Genomic DNA, 17,719 nt, shown 5'->3' with positions numbered 1-17,719 from the left:
GCGCGGCAAGCCCCCTACACCAGCGGCATGCCCAAGCTGACTTCCGCTATCGATCCGCACAGCCCCGCCTTCAAGGCGCTGGACGCCCACAACCGGGGCCTCCGCGACGAACTCCACGCCAGGGTCGCCAAGGCGGCGCGCGGCGGTTCGGAGGCCAGCCGCGACCGCCACGTCGCGCGCGGCAAGCTGCTGCCCCGCGACCGCGTCGAACGCCTGCTGGATCCCGGCTCGCCCTTCCTGGAGATCGGCCAGCTGGCGGCGAACGGGATGTATGGCGACGGCGCGCCCGGCGCGGGCATGATCTGCGGCGTCGGCCGCGTCTCGGGCCGCGAAGTCATGATCGTCGCCAACGACCCGACGGTGAAGGGCGGCGCCTATTTCCCGATGACGGTGAAGAAGCACCTCCGCGCCCAGGAGATCGCCGAACAGAACCGCCTGCCCTGCGTCTATCTGGTCGATTCCGGCGGGGCCAACCTGCCGCACCAGGCCGAGGTCTTCCCCGACCGCGACCATTTCGGCCGCATCTTCTTCAACCAGGCCCGGATGTCGGCGAAGGGAATCCCCCAGATCGCCTGCGTCATGGGCAGCTGCACCGCCGGCGGCGCCTATGTCCCGGCCATGTCGGACGAGAGCGTCATCGTCCGCGAGCAGGGCACCATCTTCCTGGCCGGCCCGCCGCTGGTGAAGGCCGCGACGGGCGAGGTCATCTCCGCCGAGGAGCTGGGCGGGGCCGAGACCCACGGCCGCAGGTCCGGTGTCGTCGACTATGTCGCCGAGAACGACGAGCACGCCCTCGAGATCGTCCGGACCATCGTCGACAGCCTGAACACGGTGAAGTCGGTCGAGCTGGACGTGCGCGAGCCCCGCGCTCCGGCCTTCGACGCCGAGGAGCTGTACGGCCTGATCCCCGACGACGTCCGCGCCCCCTATGACGTCCGCGAGGTCATCGCCCGCCTCGTCGACGGCTCGGAGTTCGACGAGTTCAAGGCCCTGTACGGCACGACGCTGGTCTGCGGCTTCGCGCGCATCTGGGGCTATCCCGTCGCCATCCTGGCCAACAACGGCGTGCTGTTCTCGGAGAGCGCGCTCAAGGGCGCCCACTTCATCGAACTGGCCTGCAAGCGGAAGATCCCGCTAGTCTTCCTGCAGAACATCTCGGGCTTCATGGTCGGCGGCAAATACGAGGCCGAGGGCATCGCCAAGAACGGCGCCAAACTGGTCACCGCCGTGGCTTCGGCGGAGGTTCCGAAATTCACCGTCCTGATCGGCGGCAGCTTCGGAGCCGGCAACTACGGCATGTGCGGCCGCGCCTTCGGCCCGCGCTTCCTGTTCACCTGGCCCAACAGCCGGATCAGCGTCATGGGGGGCGAACAGGCCGCCGCGGTGCTGGCCACCGTCCACCGCGACGCCGACAGCTGGACCCCGGAGCAGGCGGAAGAGTTCAAGGCGCCCGTGCGCCGGAAATACGAGGACGAGGGCAATCCGTACCATGCCACCGCCCGCCTCTGGGACGACGGGATCATCGATCCGGCCCAGACCCGCGACGTTCTCGGTCTGGCCATTTCCGCCTCGCTGAACGCGCCGATCCCGGAGACGACCTTCGGCGTGTTCAGGATGTAAGCGGCGGCCTGACCGTGCCGTCCAGCGCCCAGCGGTAGGAATCCGGGCCGAACGGCAGTTCGAACAGATGCGGCGCCACGTCGGCGGCGGCCGGATCGGCGTGCAGTTCGAAGGCTGACAGCAGGGCGCGCCGCGCGCGGTCGGCCGCCAGTCCGCTCAGGCCCTTGCGCTGCAGGATCCGGCCGATGATCACCTCACGATGGGCGGCGCCGCCCTGGTCCATGAGCTGCTGCCGGATTTCAGCGGCCAGCTTCGCCTTTCCGGGCGTCAGTCGCGCGGGTTTCCGGGATCGCGTGGCGTGCGGCATGTCGTCCTCGCAGGCTTTCCTGAGCTGCCGCGATCAATTCCCTCGTTCCCTGCCCTGTCAAGAAACGAGCCCGGCATCGACAAGCGTCGCTGCCATTCCGCAAGCCATGCGCTACAATCGACTATCCGCGAAGGACCGATCATGACCGACAAGCCCACCGAAGCCGACATCAACGCCCTGGACATCACCGACGCCGAGGCCGCCGAGATCAACGCCATCTCGCACCCTCTGCTGGCCGACCCGGCGCCGGACGCCAATGACGATCTGGTCCAGATCGACTCGACGGCCGACGGGATCGTCTTCGTCACCATCAACCGGCCCGACAAGCGCAACGCCTTCGACGCACCCACCATCGCCGCGCTCTATGAAGCGTTCGAGACCCTGCATGGGGCCGACAATGTGCGGCTGGTCTTCGTTCGCGGCGCGGGCGGCACGTTCAGCGCCGGCGCCGATCTGGGCTGGATGAGCGACGCGGCCGGCTGGTCGGAGAGCGACAACCGCGACGACGCCATGGGTCTGGCGAAGATGCTGAAGGCCCTGCACGACGTTCCCGCCCTGACCTGCGCCATCGTCGAGGGCGCGGCCATGGGCGGCGGAGCCGGCATCGTCGCCGCCTGCGACATGGCCGTGGCCGTCGAGGGCGCCCGCTTCGCCTTCTCCGAGGTCAAGCTGGGCCTGATCCCGGCGACCATCGCCCCCTATGTCGTCGAGGCCGTCGGCGCCCGCCGCGCGCGCCAGCTGTTCCTGTCGGCCAACATCTTCGACGCCGACTATGCGGCCCACGCCGGCCTGATCGATATGGTCCTGCCCGAGGGATCGGTCGACGAATTCATCTCCATGCTGACCGACAGCATCAGCGCCAATGCGCCGGGCGCCATGGGCGAGGCCAAGCGGCTGGTGAATGACGTCGCCGGCCACAAGATCGACCACGGCCTGATGGAGGAAACCGCCAAACGCATCGCCCGCGCCCGCGTGTCGGCCGAGGGTCAGGAAGGCGTTCGCGCGTTCCTGGAGAAGCGAAAACCCCGCTGGGCGGAATAGCGAGCGCCGTCTCCTCCCCCGCCACCTTCTCCGCCAGCGACAGACCGGCTAGACACCTCCCATGTTCAAATCCGTCCTGGTCGCCAATCGCGGCGAGATCGCCTGCCGCGTCTTCCGCACCGCCCGCCACATGGGCATCCGGACCATCGCCGTCTATTCCGAAGCCGACGCCGACGCCCTGCATGTGCGCGAGGCCGACGAGGCGGTGCTGATCGGCCCCGCCCCGGCGCGCGAAAGCTATCTCGACCCGGCGAAAGTGCTGGCGGCCGCGAAGGCCACAGGGGCCGAGGCCATCCACCCCGGCTATGGCTTCCTGTCCGAGAACGCCGACTTCGCCGAGGCCGTCATGGCCGCCGGCCTGGTCTGGATCGGCCCGCCCCCCGCCGCCATCCGCGCCATGGGGCTGAAGGACGCCGCCAAGACGCTGATGATCGAGGCCGGGGTGCCGGTCACGCCCGGCTACCAGGGCGAGGACCAGTCGGACGCCACCCTGACCGCCGAGGCGGCGCGCATCGGCTATCCGGTGCTGATCAAGGCCGTCGCCGGCGGCGGCGGCAAGGGCATGAAGCGTGTCGACCGGCCCGAGGACTTCGCCGCCGGCCTGGCCAGCGCCCGGCGCGAGGGCCAGTCGTCCTTCGGCGATCCGCGCGTCCTGATCGAGAGCTACATCACCCGCCCGCGCCACATCGAGGTGCAGATCTTCGGCGACAGCCACGGCAAGGTCGTCCACCTCTACGAGCGGGACTGCTCGCTGCAGCGCCGCCACCAGAAGGTGATCGAGGAGGCCCCCGCCCCCGGCATGGACGACGCCACCCGCAAGGCCGTCACCGACGCCGCCGTCCGCGCCGCCCGGGCGGTGAACTACGAGGGCGCCGGCACCATCGAATTCATCGCCGACGCGTCGGACGGGCTGAAGGCTGACCGCATCTGGTTCATGGAGATGAACACCCGGCTGCAGGTCGAGCATCCGGTGACGGAAGAGGTCACGGGCGTTGATCTGGTGGAATGGCAGTTTCTTGTCGCCGCGGGCGAGCCCCTGCCGCTGGAGCAGGACGAGATCTCCCTGAACGGCTGGGCCATGGAGGCGCGGCTCTACGCCGAGGATCCGGCCAACGGCTTCCTGCCCAGCATCGGCCGGCTGGACCATTTCCTGATGCCGAACCCGGACAACTACCGGGCGCCCCACGATGTACGGGTCGACACCGGCGTCGAGGAGGGCGGCGAGGTCAGCCAGTTCTACGACCCCATGATCTCCAAGATCATCGCCCACGCCGACACCCGGACCGGGGCGGCCGAACGGCTGGCCGCCGCCTGCCGTCAGGTCGAGGTCTGGCCCGTCCGCACCAACGCCGCCTTCCTGTCGCGCTGCCTCGAACACCCGCGCTTCGTCGCCGGTGACGTGGACACCGGCTTCATCGCCGCCGAGGAAGCGTCGCTGATCAGCACCGAAATCCCTGAAGCGGTTATCGCCGCCGCCTTCGCGGCGCAGGCGGACAAGGACGACTACTACCGCACGAAAATGTACGGCGACGGGCAGGAAATCTGGCGCTCATCGTCCCACGCCCTCTTCGGCTTCCGCCTCAACGGGCCGGGATATTTCCGGCGATCGATGAGCGTCGCCGGTCAGCCGGTGGAGGCTGAATTCCGCGCCATGGACGGCGACACCTGGTGGGAGGTCAAGACCGGCGACCGCACCTGGGGCGCCGGCGCCGTGGCCGGCGGCCAGGTGGTGCTGGACGATGCGATCACAGGCGAGGACGCCTCGGTCGAGGTGGACGACGAGCTGTCGGTCCTCTTCCTCGACGGCCAGGCCTGGCCCTACGGTCCGCTGACGCATGGCGGAGGGTCGGATCATTCCGCCGCCTCCGACGGCTCCCTGCGCGCGCCCATGCCCGGCAAGATCGTCGCCACGCCGGCCAGACCCGGCGACACGGTGACCAGGGGCCAGCCCGTGGTGGTGCTTGAGGCCATGAAGATGGAGCACGCCCTCGTCGCGCCGTTCGACGGCGTCGTCGGCGAAGTGGGCGTCGCGGTCGGCGATCAGGTCTCGGCGGATACGGTGGTGGCGGTCGTCACGGCGACTGACTAGATCCAGACCATGCCTCTCCACATGATCAAGCTGTGCGTCGGCGTCGCAAAGGTCGAGACGCTGGAGCGCCGCGCCGCCAAGGGCGAATGGCTGACGGTCAACACCCGGATGACGCCCAAACGCGCCGCCGAGCTTGAAGACGGCGGTTCGCTGTTCTGGGTCATGAAGGGCTCGGTCACCTGCCGCATGCCGATCCTGGACATCACCACCAAAGGCGAAGGCAAGACGTCGCACTGCCTGATCAAACTGTCCCCCGAGGTGATCCGCACCGCGCCCCAGGCCCGCCGCCCCTTCCAGGGCTGGCGCTATCTGGAGCCCAAGGACGCGCCGATGGACCTGTCGACCCTCGACGCCGGCGAGGTGCCGCCGGAACTGGCGAAGCAGTTGCGGGAGATGGGGGCGTGGTAGGTTCTAGGGATTAGGGGCGGATACTGCGACCATGGCCCTTGTCGATTCCCTAGCCCCTAGAACCTGACCCCTAGAACCCGCTATGCCCGCTCCCCGCTCCGACCGGCTGGAAGACGCCCTGCACCGCATCTTCGAGGGCGGGAAGAACACGCGCGCCAGCTGGTTCGCCCTGACAGGCGGCGAGACCCTGTTCGCCGAGGGCGACGGCGCCGATACCCTGTACCTGCTGCGCAGCGGCCGCCTCGGCGTCTTCCGGCGCGATCACGACGAGGACCGTCCGCCCCAGTTCGTCGGCGTCATCCGGCCCGGCGAGCCGGCTGGGGAGATGGCCATGCTGGCGGGCACGGTCCACACCGCCGACGTCGTCGCCCTGCGCGACTGCGAGGTCCTGGCCCTGCCCCGGGACGCCTTCTTCGAGGCCGCCCGGACCGAACCCGATCTGATGGTCGAGCTGTCGCGGCTCATGATCCAGCGCGCGCGGGACCGCCGGTCCGGCGGCGGCGAACCCAGCGTGTTCGGCTTCGTTTCCGCCCGCCCCCGCCCGATCCGCGCCTTCGTAGAACGCATCGCGGCGGCGATCGAGGCCGACGGTTTCACCTGCCAGGTCATCGACCATTCCGCCCTCGCCTCGGCCGCGGAATGGTTCAGCCGGGTCGAGGATTCCCACGATCTCGTCCTCTATGTAGCCGAACAGGATGAACCCGCCTGGGCCGCCCTCTGCGCGCGCCAGGTCGACCGGGTGTTCGTGGTCGGCAACGGCCTGATGGCGCCGCCCAACCGCCCCATGCCCCACGCCGGGGTGCTTGACGCCCAGCGGCGCACCGACCTGATCCTGTTGCGCGATCCGCGCATGCCCAGGCCCGCCAACACCGCCGTCTGGCTGGACGCCGTCCAGCCGGGACGCTGGTTCCAGTGCATCGAGGGGGATCGGGCCGACGCCGAACGGATGGCGCGCGTCGTCACCGGTTCGGCGGTCGGCGTGGTCATGTCGGGCGGCGGCGCCCGGGCCTATTCCCACATCGGGGCGCTGAGGGCCCTGACCGAGGCCGGCGTCCCGATCGACTTCGTCGGCGGCTCGTCCATGGGCGCGGTCATCGCCGCCGGGCCCGCGCTCGGCTGGACGCAGGACGAACTGGAGCGGCGGATCCACAAGGCCTTCGTCGAGAGCGACCCGCTGTCGGACCTGACCTTCCCCATGCTGGCCATGACCCGGGCGCACAAGGTCGACCGGTTGCTGCTCGAGGCCTATGGCGACATCGATCTGGCGGACCTCAACCGGCCGTTCTTCGCCGTCTCCACCAATCTGACCAGCGGCAAGATCGAGGTCCACCGGCGCGGGCTGATGCGCCGGGCCATCCGGGCCTCGATCGCCATACCGGGTCTGCTGCCGCCGATCGTCATGGACGGGCAGGTTCTGGTCGACGGCGCGGTGCTGAAGAACCTCCCCACCGAGGTCATGCGCCAGATGCACGGCGGCCCGATCATCGGCATCGACATGTCGGAAGCGCGGGGCGTCGATCCGGACCTGATCGAACACCCGCCCTCCATCTGGCGACTGATCGTCACCGGGGCGTGGCGTCGGGGCCCGCCGATCGTCTCCATCCTGATGCGGTCGGCGACCCTGACCACGGACGCGGATATCGAGAGCTCGCGCGCCGCGTCCGACCTCCTGATCCAGCCGACGCCGGACGGGCTCGATATCCGCGACTGGAAGGGTTTCGACCTCGGCGTCGCCGCAGGCTACCGCGCCACCCGGGACGTTCTCGCGACGCTGGACGGGCCGGTCACCGGCCTGCACCGGCGTCGGGCCCTCAACGACGCCGCGCTATCAGGAACAGGCGGGGAAACGGCAGCAGGGTCGCCCCGTCCGGCCGTCGCGGAAACGCTTCGGCGAGCCGCGCGCCGAGGGCGGAAAGAAACGCCGAGCCCGTAGCCGCATCGTCCGCCAGCGTCGACATGTAGGGGCGCAGGGCCGTGCCCTTCATCCATTCCAGCACCGCGTCCGGTCCGCCGAGGACATGCAGATAGCGCGTCGACCAGATGTCGATGCCCGTGAAGTCGCGGTCCAGCAGGTCGTAATAGGCTTCGGCGGAAAGCAGGGGCGCGATCGACCGCACCCCGGCCAGACGGCCCGCCCAGGGTTCCTGCCCCGCGACATCCCGCATCAGCGTATGATGGCGGGTTTCGTGAGCCATGGGCATCTGCACCGCGATCACGCCGCCCGGGGCCAGCGCCACGGCCAGACGCGAGAAGACCGCCGCATGGTCGGGGACCCACTGCAGCGAGGCGTTGGCGAGGATGAGGTCCGCGGGAACTTCGGGGGTCCAGACGGCCAGGTCGCCCTGCCGCCAGTCTATGTCCGGCTCGGCCGACCGCGCGCGCTCCAGCATGGCCGCGCTCGCATCCAGCCCGTGCACGCTCGCGCCGGGATGGCGGCGCTTCAGCTGGATGGCGTGTTGGCCGGCGCCGCAGCCGAGGTCCCAGATCTCCCGCGGCGCCAGGTCCGGGGGCAGGCGCGCGAGCAAGTCCTGGGCGGCGCGATCGCGCTCCGCCTCGAACCGTTGATACTGCACGGGATCCCAGCTTGGGCCGGGCGGCTGGCGGGACGTGTCGGTCATGCCGCGAACGCCTCCACCAGGTGAGGATGGTACCGCCTCTCAGGCTTGAACTGAGGACCTCCGGTTCCACAAACCGGCGCTCTAACCAACTGAGCTAAGGCGGCGCTATCAGCGCGAGGGCGGTATCTACCGGGACAGTCCCGCCCGATCAAGCGACCGGGCGGGAATATTCACCTCCGGACGCCTCAGGCCCAGCCGCGGCTGGCGATGTACTGCTCCAGCGCCGCGATACGGGTCGAGTCCGAGGGGTGGGTCGAAGCGAACTCGGGGTTGGAGCCCTGGCGCTGTTGAGCCATCAGTCGCCACAGGGCGACGGCCTCCGACGGCTTGTAGCCCGCACGCTGCAGGTAATCGACGCCGAGGCGATCGGCCTCGAGCTCGTGATTGCGCGAGAAGGGCAGCAGGAAGCCGAGTTGAGCCCCCAGGCCGCCAATCGCGCCGGCGGCTCGACCATAGTCGCCCGCCGCGCTCTGGACCCCGCTGAGTCCGATGCTGGTGAGAGCGCTGGTCGAATAGCGCTCGGCCGCATGCCGGGCGACCACATGGCCGACCTCGTGTCCCAGAACGGTCGCCAGCTGATCGTCGTTGCGGACGAGCGCCAGCAGGCCCGTCGTCACGCCGATCTTGCCCGACGGCAGGACGAAGGCGTTGGGGCTGTTGCTGACGAACAGGGCGTAGTCCCAGCGGCGATCGGTCAGGCCCGCGGCCTGGACGATCCTGTCGCCCACCCGGCGGATGCGGGCATTGCCGGCGGCGTCGGATGAGACACGCTGGGTGCGCAGGGCCTCGGCCCAGGCGGCTTCCGACTGTTGCGTCAGGGCGCTTTCGTCGACGATCAGCAGCTGGTTGCGGCCCAGGGTCTCGTTGTAGGCGCAACCGCCCAGGGCGACGGCGCTGGCCAGCGCGGCGGCGGCGATAAGGGATTTCATAGGGGCGTCTCCATAGCAGCCCCGCCATAATGTCCGGCCGCCGGAAAGGCTCCCCCGCATGAAAAAACGCCCCGGAGGCGGAGCTCCGGGGCGTTCTGTTCTCGGATGTCAGGACACCCTTAGTCGGCGGGCGCCCGGAAGCTGACCGTATAGCGGACGGTCGCGCCCTGGGCCGCGCCATCCACCGTGCGGGGCGAAACCCGCGAACGGCGCGCCGCGGCGAGAGCCGCCTGACCAAAGCCGGCTCCGGCCGGATCTTCCGACGTGACCGAGCAGTTGGACAGGCTGCCGTCCTGTTGAACGGTGCAGCTGATCCCGACCCGGCCGGACTCGATGCCCCGGCTCATGGCCCGTTCCGGGTACTCAGGAAGCACCTGACGCGCCCAGCTCGGTTGCGTGATCACCGACGGCCGCGGCGGAGCCGGCGGAGCCGGAGGCGGCGGCGGTCCGGGAACGATGACGGGCGGACCCGTATATTCGACCCGGTCCTCCTTCTTCGTCGGTTCGATCGGCAGCGTCACCGGAGGCGGCGGAGCGTTCGGAACGACGACCGGGGGGCGCACCTGCAGCTTGGGCGGCGGGGGCGTGTCCGGCGGAGGCGGCGGCGGAGGCGGAGGCGGAGGCGGGATCGGTTCGATGATCTCCACGTCGACCGCGTCGTCGGAGTAATTGATCTCCTTCAACTTGAACCGCGCGTTGATGAAGTAGAAGGCCAGCACGGTGAACAGGAGGGCGACGATCAGCAGGCTGCCGAGCAGAACCCCCGGCGGGACCCCGAACAGGCCCTTGGCCTTGGGAGCGTCGTACCTGGAACGATGGTATTCAATGTCTGTCATGATTCACCAGCGCCCCTACTCGGCCGAGTTGTCTTCACCCACCAGGGCAACGCTGTAGAAGCCGTTGTCCTGCAGCGAGTTCATGACCTGCATGAAATCGCCGTAGCGGGTGGTCCGGTCCGCGCGGATGAATATCCGTTCGTCCGCGGGATTGCGACGGCCGATCTGCCCCGTCAGCTCCGGACCAATCTGGTCCAGTTCGACGGGGAAATCGCCCAGGAAGGCCCGACCATTGCTCTGGATAGAGATATAGATCGGGACAGGCGGGTTCTGGGCGGGCGGGGCGACAGCACGCGGGAGCTTCACTTCGACCGACGGGGTAGCAAGCGGTGCCGCCACCATGAAGATGATGAGCAGAACCAGCATGATATCCACGAACGGCGTAACGTTGATCTCGCTGTTTTGCTCGACCTGATACTTGCCGCCGCCGCCGCCTGAGAGTTTGGCGGCCATCTGGCTTACGCTCCCTTGTCGAGGTTACGCGAGATGGCGTTGGTCAGTTCAGCGGCGAAGCCATCCGAACGGGTGCCGTACGCCGAGATGCGGGTGTTGAAGTAGTTGTAGAAGATAACCGCCGGGATAGCGGCGAACAGGCCGATACCCGTGGCCAGCAGCGCCTCGGCGATACCGGGGGCGACGACGGCCAGGTTGGTCGTGTTGGTGTTCGCGATGCCGATGAAGGAGTTCATGATCCCGTAGACGGTGCCGAACAGACCGATGAACGGACCGGTCGAACCCACCGAGGCGAGGAACTGCTGGCCGCCCGAGAGGCGCTTGGCGAGGCCGGCCTGAACGGCGGCGACGGCTTGCTGGGCGCGCATCAGGGCCGAGTCGGCGTGATCGCCGGTGACCGAGAGGCCTGCCTGACGCGACAGTTCGATTTCGTCGGTCGCCGCGGCGGCCATGTCGGCCAGCGGGTTGCCGTCGAACTCGTCCGCCGTCGCCACGCGGCGCATGTCGGCGATGGTGCGGGCCTGGCGGAAGGATTCCAGGAACTGGTCCGTCTTGCGGTTCAGCGAGCCGAACTCGAAGATCTTGATGAGCAGCAGCACCCAGGAGAAGACCGAGGCGAGGAGCAGGCCGACCATCACGACCTTAACGACCGGGTCAGCCTGCATGAACATGCCGGCCGGGGTCAGCTTGCCATGGGCCTCGCCGCCGACGACGGCGGGCTCGGGAGCGGCGGCGGCGTCAGCGGCCGGAGCGGGGGTAGCCGGAGCGGCGGCGGCGTCAGCGGCCGGAGCAGCTGCAGCGGCGGCCGGATCGGCGGCGGGGGCATCCTGCGCGAGAACCGGCGTGCCGGCCATAAGCACGCCAGCGGCGGCCATGGCCAGGAGGATGTTGGTTTTCTTGATATCGAACATAGTTCGCCAGTTCCTGCTGTTTTGGTCTGACTTGTGGAACCCAAAAGAAACGGCCGCAGACGACGACCGCTCTCGATGAAATTCTCGCCCGTAGCGACAGGGTTAAGGAACCCCGGACTGCGGAACGCCTGCTGACGCTTCCGGTTGCCAAGTAGCTTCCGGCGCGGCGCCGACGAACCGGGAAAACCGTTTTCCCTTCCCGCCGACCGCCCGCAAAGGAAAGCGGTCAAGCTCCTTTGGCGAACGCATACCAGAGCGTCAAGTGCGGGACGGCGCTTTTCCCCTCGCGAGGGAGCCAACGGCCCGATCACCGAAGATCAGGGCGGAAAGCGACATTTTCGTGATGGCGGCGAACCCGGTTCCGGCCTCGGAAAGGGAGCGATGGTGCCTGGGGGCGGATTCGAACCACCGACACGTGGATTTTCAATCCACTGCTCTACCAACTGAGCTACCCAGGCGCACGCGTCGCGGCGCGGAGGCGGCGTCTATAGGCGAGCGGTCAGGGGGTGTCCAGCCGTCAGATCAGTCTTCTTCGCCATCGTCCGTCGGCACGTCCCCGCCGCTGTCGGGCAGGACATATCCGCCCGTGAACCAGCGCTGCAAATCCACGTCGGCGCAGCGCTTCGAGCAGAAGGGTTTGTATTTCTCGTCCGCCGGGTGACGGCGGCAGATGGGACAGGTCGTCATGGCTGCTCCGCCTCGACTGCGAATTCACTGTACCGCAGCGCGTCGTCGCCCTTCACATGGGCGCGCGGCCCCAGTCGCGCCACCAGCGGCGCGGCCAGTTCGGCGGTCCTCGGGGCGCAGCGGACCGTGACGCGCGCCGTCGTTGTGTCTCCGAGCATCGCGTGCCGCAGCCGGCGTGTCGCCTCCACGGCCCCGGCGCGCGGGTCCCAGGACTGCATTCGCGGATGACGGAACAGCCGCTCCTCGAGAGGCTCGAACCGCCACGGCAGGGACAGCATCATGACCCCGAAGCGGTTGACCGGGCCGAACACGATATCCGGGTCGCTCCCGAACTCAGCCCTGGCCGTCTTCAGCAGGGCGTCGCCATCCTGACCCGCGCCCACCAGGTCGATCGCCACGAGCCCGCCCACGCTGCGTAGACGGAGCGTCCGGGCCACCGCTTTCAGACCCCGTCGATTCGCCTCCAGCCGATCCTGCGGCGCTGCACGCCGGCCGGGCGTCGGCATATAGTCAAAGTCCGCCGCGATCATGGCCCGCGTTCGCTCGACCGTCACCACGGGCCCCTGAGACAGGAAGGGCTGTTCCATCGCTTCGCGAACGGCGCTCCATCCCGCTTCGATCGCCCTGACGCCTTCGATCGGCTCGACGCCGGGTGCGAGCCGTCCCAGCCATTCCCGCACCGTCGGTCCGGGCGTCAACAGCCGGGGCTCGCCCTGCCCCTTGCCCGACAGCTTCAGCGTGACCCCCTTCATCTCCCGGCGCTCGGAGACGACCTCGACCTCGATCTTTTCGCCCTCGTGCAGCCGCTGTCCGCCGCCGACCGGCAAAAAGGCCCGCCCGCCATCGCGCTGTCCCAGATCGACGAAGACGCCTTTCAGACTGGGCTCGATCCTCTCCACCCGGCCCACCGAGCGCGCGCCCAGTTTCTGCTGCGGGTCTTCGCCCTCGAAATCGGTCAGGACATGCTGCCAGCCGATGTCATCGAAGATGATCCCGCGCGTCTCACCCGGCGTATCGTCCAGATAGGTCAGCAGAGGCGGCTCTCTCACGCCCGCCAGCCCGCGCCGTTCAACAGATTGACCGTCTCGAACAGCGGCAGACCCATGACGGCGGGATAGCTGCCGACCAGACGGGTGACGAAGGCCCCTGCCCGGCCCTGGATGCCGTAGCCGCCCGCCTTGCCCCGCCATTCGCCCGAGGCGACATAGGCGGCGATCTCGGCGTCGGACAGAACCTTGAAACTGACGCGGGTGTCGACGACCCGGTGCGTGGTCCGCACCCCCGCGGTCACCGCCACGCCGGTGAAGACCCGGTGATTGCGGCCCGAAAGCAATTTCAGGAACCGGACGGCCTCGGCCTCGTCGGCGGGCTTTTCCAGCAGGCGTCGGCCCACGGCCACCACGGTGTCGGCGGCCAGCACGACCGCGTCCGGCGCCCCGGCCGCCACGGCCTCGGCCTTCGAGATCGCCAGCCGCGCGGCGAGGCGCGTCGGCGTCTCGTCCTTCAGCGGGGTCTCGTCGATGTCGGCGGGATCGACGCGGTCGGGCGCGATCCCGATCAGCGCCAGCAGTTCGATGCGGCGCGGGCTGGCCGAGGCCAGCACGAGTTCAGGACGGCTCATGTGAGCCCGTCCTTACTTGAAGCGGTAGGTGATGCGGCCCTTGGTCAGGTCATAGGGCGTCATCTCGACCAGGACCTTGTCGCCGGCCAGCACGCGGATGCGGTTCTTGCGCATCTTGCCGGCGGTATGGGCGATGATCTCGTGGTCGTTGCCCTCGAGCAGCACGCGGAACGTCGCATTCGGCAGCAGTTCGCTGACGACGCCGGGAAACTCGAGCAGTTCTTCCTTAGCCATGCGGCCTCTCGCGCCCTGTGAATACGAGTCAGGACGCGCGCCGGGCGAAAGCGCGCGTCGAAAAGAGCGGGCCTAATGCCCGAAAACGCCGGGATAGTCGAGATCAACCGCGCCGGTACAGCGCCGTGACCAGGGTGAACAGCCGACGCGCCGTCTCGTGGTCGATGGCGATCTTGCCGTCCAGCCGCGCCTTCAGCAGCTCGGCGCCTTCATTGTGCAGACCGCGCCGGCCCATGTCGACGGCCTCGATCTGGGCCGGGGATGTGCCGCGAAGGGCCTCGTAATAGCTGTCGCAGATGGCGATATAGTCCTTCACCACCTTGTTCAGCGGCGTCAGCGACAGGCCATGGACGCGATGGAAGTCCGGGCCCGTGATCTCGAACGCCAGCCGGCCGTCCACCAGCGACAGCTTCAGCGCATAGGGTCCGCCCGCCGCGCCCGCCGGCTCGAAACTGTTCTTCTCGATCAGGTCGAAGATGGCGACCCGCCGCTCGTGCTCGATCTCGGCCGTGGCGGCCGACAGGGTCGCGGCGTCCAGATCGACCGAGGCGAGGCGGTGCTCCCTCACGCGGGATCCGCCTCTTCGGACAGATGGGTGGGCGCCATCTTCACCGGCCAGCGCTCGGACAGGTCCGTCAGCACGGCGTCCAGGCATTCGACGTCGATCCGCAGGTCGCCGCCGCCCGCGAACATCAGGATCACGCGTCCGCCCGGCGCCTCGTCCGGCACGAAATCCATGGCCAGCAGCTCAAGCGCGCTTTCGGGCAGGCGCGGCAGGCGCCGGCTCTTGACCGCGATCACGTCGCCGAACTGCATCGCCGCCATCACCCGGGTGCCGCCGCATTCCCAGCAGAACCGGCTCAGCTTCAGCGTCACCCGTCGCCCCGACGGCTCCCAGACGATGTCCACCGGGCGCAGGATGGCGTCCTGCAGGGCCGCCGAGATGATGTGCAGGTCGTCGGCGTCCTCGGCCAGCAGGCGCAGCGGCTCGACCGGCGCGCCCGCCGCCGCCTCCGTCTCGCCGCTGCGGCCGTCAGTGGTCATGCTCGTCGCCCTTGATCCGGCGAATGTCGGCGCCGCAGGCGCCCAGCTTCTCTTCCAGCCGTTCGAAGCCGCGGTCCAGATGATAGACGCGGCCCACCGTGGTCTCGCCCTCGGCCGCCAGGCCGGCGATCACCAGGCTGACCGAGGCCCGCAGGTCGGTGGCCATCACGGGGGCGCCATGCAGGACCGGCACGCCCCGAACCACGGCCTCGCCGGCGTGCACATGGATGTCCGCCCCCAGCCGCGCCAGTTCGGGCGCGTGCATGAAGCGGTTCTCGAAGATGTTCTCGTGAATGACGCTGTCGCCCTCGGCCGTCGTCATCAGGGCCATGAACTGGGCCTGCAGGTCGGTGGCGAAGCCCGGATAGACCTCCGTCGCCACATTGACCGCCTTCAGCCGGACCGCCGGATCGCGCTTGACGATCACCCCGTCCGCCGTCGGCGTCACCTCGACCCCGGCCTCGATCATCTTCTCGCTCAGCGCTGTCATCAGTTCGGGCCGTGCCTTCGTCAGCCGCACCTCGCCCCCGGCCATGGCCGCCGCGACGGCGTAGGAGCCCATCTCGATCCGGTCGGGAATCACCGACCAGGTCGCGCCGCCCAGGGACGACACGCCGGTGATGACCAGTTCGTCGGTGTCGATGCCGCTGATGTTCGCGCCCATCGCCGTCAGGCAGTGCGCCAGATCCCCGATCTCGGGCTCGCGCGCGGCCCGCTTCAGCACCGTCACGCCCTCGGCCAGCACGGAGGCCAGCAGGGCGTGTTCGGTCGCGCCGACCGAGACGAACGGAAACTCGATCTCCGCGCCCTTCAGACCGTGGGGCGCGCGGGCCGTGACATAGCCTTCGTCCAGTTCGATCTCGGCGCCCAGGGCCGTCAGCGCCTGCAGGTGCAGATCGACAGGCCGCGCGCCGATCGTGCAGCCGCCCGGCAGCGACACCTTGGCCTCGCCCGTGCGCGCCAGCAGGGGCCCCAGGACATTGAACGAGGCCCGCATCTGGCGGACCAGATCATAGGGAGCGAAGGTCGAGCTGATGCGCCCGGCGTGGAACAGGGTCTCCTGCCCGTCGGCCCCGTCGCGTTCGGTCACCTCGACGCCCAGTTCGCGCAGCAGCCGGCCCAGGAATTTCGTATCCGCGAGCCTCGGCATGTTGGTCAGCAGCAACGGCTGGTCCGTGAGGATCGCCGCCGCCATCAGCTTGAGGGCGGAGTTCTTGGCGCCGCTGATCGGAATGCTTCCGTTCAGCCGGGCGCCGCCGGTGATGGCGATGCTGTCCATGTCGTCTCTTGCGGCCCCGTGCGGGGCGCAAGGGGGATCGGCTATCTAGCGCGGACGGTTGCGGTTGCGAAAGGCCGGCGGCGACGCGGCCGATGACATTCAGTTGCTCGGCGCTGCCGGCTTGACCGCCCGGCTCGCCGCCTTGCGTCGTCTCAGGTTGTCGCGAAGCGCCGTGGACAGCCGCTGGGCCCGGGCCGTGGCAGGCGTTTTCGCCGGGGCCAGCGGATCCGGCAGGCTTGTCGGCAGTGGGGGCTGAGGCCCTGCGATCTTCGACTCATCCATGGGTCGATCTGACCCGGCGCCGCACTTTTCCGCAAGCATCGGAAATGGGGGCTTCCCCCTTTGTCCCCGGTTGGCTATAGGGCCGCTTCCTCAGATCAGGCCGCCGTAGCTCAGTGGTAGAGCGCATCCTTGGTAAGGCTGAGGTCGTGGGTTCGATTCCCCCCGGCGGCACCACTCTGAAACCCTGACGGGGCCTGACTTTGCAGTCAGGCCCCGTTTGGCGTTCAGGGCCGGGCGATTCGCTCCGGCGACCGGCGGCCGGACGCAAAAAAGCCCCGCCGGCGGAGCCGGCGGGGCCTTGTCGGCCTTGTGGGGCGAGACTTAATCGCTTTCGGAATCGTCGTCCGTCGCGACGACGATGGTGGCGATGATCACGGCGGCGCCGATCAGCAGCACCGGCAGCGGCACGCCAGCGAACTCGCTGGATTCCGCCGTCGAGGCGCCGACGCGGTCGCCGATGCGGGCGGCGGCAGTGTCATTGGCCGCAGCCGCCTGACCGGCGACGAGCAGCAGGCCCGCCGTAACGGCGGCGATGGTTTTCTTCATGGGGTGACTCCGATAGCCGTGGTTATGAGGCGGGTCGACACACCTTGCTGTGCGTCGACTCGCCTCATGCCATACAACTAATGGGATTGCGATCCGGTTTACGCGATTAAGCTTGGCCGTGCCCCCCGGAGCGCAGTAGCGCGCCGCATCACGGCGGTTCTCGTTTAAAGCGAAGGGCCCGACGCCGTCAGGGCTCGGCGCGTTCCAACTGAACCAGGGGCCGCCGGTTCGGCGGTCCCTCGGGCCGCATGACCTCGGCCTCGAACCGGGCCGCGGCGCCGGGGCGATATCCCGGAAACACGTAGCCGCCGTCGAACGCCGCCCCGCCATGACCCTGACCGTAGGTGTAGCCGTCCCCATAGCCATATCCATGGCCGCCATAAGGATAACCGTTCTCGGTCTGGCGGTAGCTGAGGCTGAGCCGGCCGTTCTCGCCGATGGGCATGGAAACCGCCGCTCCATAGTCGCGATAGCCGCCGGTTCCGATGCTGGCGCTGAACGCGCCATGCGGCAGGCCGTCATCCAGCGGCTCGCCGGGGTCACGGCCATAGGGCCTGTCATCCACGGATCGCGTCGCGATCCAGCGGTCGATCTGCTCGTCGGTGGTCAGATTGTGGGGCACGCCCGCTTGGGCCGCGCCCTCGACCGACGGCCCGACGGGCTGGACCGTCGCCCCCAGATCGACCCGGGTGGCCGGGGCGGTGGCGACCACGCCGTCCGGATCCCCCATTGTCAGGGCTCCGGCCATCAGCATCGCGGTGATCAGCATGCGCCCGACTCCAGTACTGTCGCCACCCTAGCCCCAATTGCGGCC

General features: G+C 68.9%; 19 protein-coding genes, 3 tRNA genes and 1 pseudogene. 6 read left to right on the top strand and 17 right to left on the bottom strand.

Annotated features, from left to right (window positions below; genetic code table 11):
* Window positions 1-27 precede the first annotated feature (27 nt).
* Window positions 28-1,620 carry a carboxyl transferase domain-containing protein gene (locus tag ASD59_RS12310; protein WP_055832109.1) on the top strand — a complete coding sequence of 531 codons (1,593 nt, stop codon included), beginning with the start codon at window positions 28-30 and terminating at the stop codon, window positions 1,618-1,620.
* Here the strand turns inward: ASD59_RS12310 and ASD59_RS12305 are convergent.
* Window positions 1,610-1,927 carry a hypothetical protein gene (locus tag ASD59_RS12305; protein WP_055832107.1) on the bottom strand — a complete coding sequence of 106 codons (318 nt, stop codon included), beginning with the start codon at window positions 1,925-1,927 and terminating at the stop codon, window positions 1,610-1,612. The genes ASD59_RS12310 and ASD59_RS12305 overlap by 11 nt on opposite strands.
* A gap of 141 nt (window positions 1,928-2,068) precedes the next feature.
* On the opposite strand from ASD59_RS12305, the gene ASD59_RS12300 reads away from it, so the two are divergent.
* The 4 genes from ASD59_RS12300 (at window position 2,069) to ASD59_RS12285 (ending at window position 7,398) form a co-directional block, all read left to right on the top strand.
* Window positions 2,069-2,968 (top strand): enoyl-CoA hydratase-related protein, encoded by a 900-nt coding sequence (locus ASD59_RS12300; protein WP_055832105.1) that lies wholly within the window; start codon window positions 2,069-2,071, stop codon window positions 2,966-2,968.
* Between the two features lie 61 nt (window positions 2,969-3,029).
* Window positions 3,030-5,057, top strand: coding sequence for an acetyl/propionyl/methylcrotonyl-CoA carboxylase subunit alpha (locus ASD59_RS12295; protein ID WP_055832103.1), 2,028 nt, complete (start codon window positions 3,030-3,032; stop codon window positions 5,055-5,057).
* Window positions 5,058-5,066: 9 nt separating this feature from the next.
* Complete coding sequence (locus tag ASD59_RS12290; protein ID WP_055832101.1) at window positions 5,067-5,465, top strand: DUF1489 domain-containing protein; 399 nt, start codon at window positions 5,067-5,069, stop codon at window positions 5,463-5,465.
* Window positions 5,466-5,547: 82 nt separating this feature from the next.
* Complete coding sequence (locus ASD59_RS12285) at window positions 5,548-7,398, top strand: patatin-like phospholipase family protein (protein WP_235561820.1); 1,851 nt, start codon at window positions 5,548-5,550, stop codon at window positions 7,396-7,398.
* A 229-nt stretch (window positions 7,399-7,627) separates the two neighbouring features.
* Here ASD59_RS12285 and ASD59_RS14625 read toward each other — a convergent pair.
* The 14 genes and pseudogenes from ASD59_RS14625 to murA all read right to left on the bottom strand — a co-directional run.
* Window positions 7,628-8,083, bottom strand: a pseudogene (locus ASD59_RS14625) (methyltransferase domain-containing protein); the annotation flags it as partial.
* A 27-nt stretch (window positions 8,084-8,110) separates the two neighbouring features.
* Window positions 8,111-8,187: transfer RNA gene (locus ASD59_RS12275), tRNA-His, on the bottom strand.
* Window positions 8,188-8,268: 81 nt separating this feature from the next.
* The gene (locus ASD59_RS12270) at window positions 8,269-9,012 is read right to left on the bottom strand and encodes a M48 family metallopeptidase (RefSeq protein ID WP_055832097.1); all 744 of its coding nucleotides are present in this window, start codon (window positions 9,010-9,012) and stop codon (window positions 8,269-8,271) included.
* Between the two features lie 119 nt (window positions 9,013-9,131).
* Window positions 9,132-9,848, bottom strand: coding sequence for a TonB family protein (locus tag ASD59_RS14710; protein WP_055832095.1), 717 nt, complete (start codon window positions 9,846-9,848; stop codon window positions 9,132-9,134).
* Window positions 9,849-9,863: 15 nt separating this feature from the next.
* Window positions 9,864-10,301 (bottom strand): biopolymer transporter ExbD, encoded by a 438-nt coding sequence (locus ASD59_RS12260; RefSeq protein ID WP_055832093.1) that lies wholly within the window; start codon window positions 10,299-10,301, stop codon window positions 9,864-9,866.
* Window positions 10,302-10,306: 5 nt separating this feature from the next.
* Window positions 10,307-11,212: a tonB-system energizer ExbB gene (exbB, locus tag ASD59_RS12255; protein ID WP_055832091.1), complete on the bottom strand. Its 906-nt coding sequence runs from the start codon at window positions 11,210-11,212 to the stop codon at window positions 10,307-10,309.
* A gap of 382 nt (window positions 11,213-11,594) precedes the next feature.
* Window positions 11,595-11,670: transfer RNA gene (locus ASD59_RS12250), tRNA-Phe, on the bottom strand.
* A gap of 64 nt (window positions 11,671-11,734) precedes the next feature.
* Window positions 11,735-11,899, bottom strand: coding sequence for a DNA gyrase inhibitor YacG (locus tag ASD59_RS14035; RefSeq protein ID WP_082560192.1), 165 nt, complete (start codon window positions 11,897-11,899; stop codon window positions 11,735-11,737).
* Window positions 11,896-12,948 (bottom strand): ribonuclease E/G, encoded by a 1,053-nt coding sequence (locus ASD59_RS12245; RefSeq protein WP_055832089.1) that lies wholly within the window; start codon window positions 12,946-12,948, stop codon window positions 11,896-11,898. Before ASD59_RS12245 ends, ASD59_RS14035 begins: the two co-directional genes overlap by 4 nt.
* Window positions 12,945-13,520, bottom strand: coding sequence for a Maf family protein (locus ASD59_RS12240; RefSeq protein WP_055832087.1), 576 nt, complete (start codon window positions 13,518-13,520; stop codon window positions 12,945-12,947). Before ASD59_RS12240 ends, ASD59_RS12245 begins: the two co-directional genes overlap by 4 nt.
* Before the next feature lie 12 nt (window positions 13,521-13,532).
* Complete coding sequence (gene infA / locus ASD59_RS12235) at window positions 13,533-13,754, bottom strand: translation initiation factor IF-1 (protein ID WP_013269122.1); 222 nt, start codon at window positions 13,752-13,754, stop codon at window positions 13,533-13,535.
* A 103-nt stretch (window positions 13,755-13,857) separates the two neighbouring features.
* Window positions 13,858-14,322, bottom strand: coding sequence for a UPF0262 family protein (locus ASD59_RS12230; protein ID WP_055832085.1), 465 nt, complete (start codon window positions 14,320-14,322; stop codon window positions 13,858-13,860).
* On the bottom strand, window positions 14,319-14,798 hold the full coding sequence (locus ASD59_RS12225) for a DUF2948 family protein (RefSeq protein ID WP_055832083.1): 480 nt from the start codon (window positions 14,796-14,798) through the stop codon (window positions 14,319-14,321). Before ASD59_RS12225 ends, ASD59_RS12230 begins: the two co-directional genes overlap by 4 nt.
* Window positions 14,788-16,077 (bottom strand): UDP-N-acetylglucosamine 1-carboxyvinyltransferase, encoded by a 1,290-nt coding sequence (gene murA / locus ASD59_RS12220; RefSeq protein ID WP_055832081.1) that lies wholly within the window; start codon window positions 16,075-16,077, stop codon window positions 14,788-14,790. The genes ASD59_RS12225 and murA overlap by 11 nt, the downstream gene beginning before the upstream one ends.
* Before the next feature lie 381 nt (window positions 16,078-16,458).
* Here murA and ASD59_RS12215 point away from each other — a divergent pair.
* Window positions 16,459-16,533 (top strand) — tRNA-Thr (locus ASD59_RS12215).
* Between the two features lie 147 nt (window positions 16,534-16,680).
* On the opposite strand, the gene ASD59_RS12210 is transcribed toward ASD59_RS12215, so the two are convergent.
* Both ASD59_RS12210 and ASD59_RS12205 read right to left on the bottom strand, forming a co-directional pair.
* Window positions 16,681-16,905 (bottom strand): hypothetical protein, encoded by a 225-nt coding sequence (locus ASD59_RS12210; RefSeq protein ID WP_055832079.1) that lies wholly within the window; start codon window positions 16,903-16,905, stop codon window positions 16,681-16,683.
* A gap of 187 nt (window positions 16,906-17,092) precedes the next feature.
* Window positions 17,093-17,674 (bottom strand): hypothetical protein, encoded by a 582-nt coding sequence (locus ASD59_RS12205; RefSeq protein WP_055832078.1) that lies wholly within the window; start codon window positions 17,672-17,674, stop codon window positions 17,093-17,095.
* Window positions 17,675-17,719 lie beyond the last annotated feature (45 nt).

It is taken from the genome of Brevundimonas sp. Root608 (assembly GCF_001427825.1).
Classification (GTDB): domain Bacteria; phylum Pseudomonadota; class Alphaproteobacteria; order Caulobacterales; family Caulobacteraceae; genus Brevundimonas.
Note: the sequence above shows the minus strand (reverse complement) of the source record. Positions and strands in the feature narration are given on the sequence as shown.

Coding starts and splice junctions, on each gene's coding strand:
- ASD59_RS12310 (WP_055832109.1), top strand. CDS start 28: ATGCCCAAGCTGACTTCCGCTATCGATCCGCACAGCCCCGCCTTCAAG.
- ASD59_RS12210 (WP_055832079.1), bottom strand. CDS start 16,905: ATGAAGAAAACCATCGCCGCCGTTACGGCGGGCCTGCTGCTCGTCGCC.
- ASD59_RS12300 (WP_055832105.1), top strand. CDS start 2,069: ATGACCGACAAGCCCACCGAAGCCGACATCAACGCCCTGGACATCACC.
- ASD59_RS12285 (WP_235561820.1), top strand. CDS start 5,548: ATGCCCGCTCCCCGCTCCGACCGGCTGGAAGACGCCCTGCACCGCATC.
- ASD59_RS14035 (WP_082560192.1), bottom strand. CDS start 11,899: ATGACGACCTGTCCCATCTGCCGCCGTCACCCGGCGGACGAGAAATAC.
- ASD59_RS12260 (WP_055832093.1), bottom strand. CDS start 10,301: ATGGCCGCCAAACTCTCAGGCGGCGGCGGCGGCAAGTATCAGGTCGAG.
- exbB (WP_055832091.1), bottom strand. CDS start 11,212: ATGTTCGATATCAAGAAAACCAACATCCTCCTGGCCATGGCCGCCGCT.
- murA (WP_055832081.1), bottom strand. CDS start 16,077: ATGGACAGCATCGCCATCACCGGCGGCGCCCGGCTGAACGGAAGCATT.
- ASD59_RS12290 (WP_055832101.1), top strand. CDS start 5,067: ATGCCTCTCCACATGATCAAGCTGTGCGTCGGCGTCGCAAAGGTCGAG.
- ASD59_RS12240 (WP_055832087.1), bottom strand. CDS start 13,520: ATGAGCCGTCCTGAACTCGTGCTGGCCTCGGCCAGCCCGCGCCGCATC.
- ASD59_RS12295 (WP_055832103.1), top strand. CDS start 3,030: ATGTTCAAATCCGTCCTGGTCGCCAATCGCGGCGAGATCGCCTGCCGC.
- ASD59_RS14710 (WP_055832095.1), bottom strand. CDS start 9,848: ATGACAGACATTGAATACCATCGTTCCAGGTACGACGCTCCCAAGGCC.
- ASD59_RS12205 (WP_055832078.1), bottom strand. CDS start 17,674: ATGCTGATCACCGCGATGCTGATGGCCGGAGCCCTGACAATGGGGGAT.
- ASD59_RS12225 (WP_055832083.1), bottom strand. CDS start 14,798: ATGACCACTGACGGCCGCAGCGGCGAGACGGAGGCGGCGGCGGGCGCG.
- ASD59_RS12305 (WP_055832107.1), bottom strand. CDS start 1,927: ATGCCGCACGCCACGCGATCCCGGAAACCCGCGCGACTGACGCCCGGA.
- infA (WP_013269122.1), bottom strand. CDS start 13,754: ATGGCTAAGGAAGAACTGCTCGAGTTTCCCGGCGTCGTCAGCGAACTG.
- ASD59_RS12270 (WP_055832097.1), bottom strand. CDS start 9,012: ATGAAATCCCTTATCGCCGCCGCCGCGCTGGCCAGCGCCGTCGCCCTG.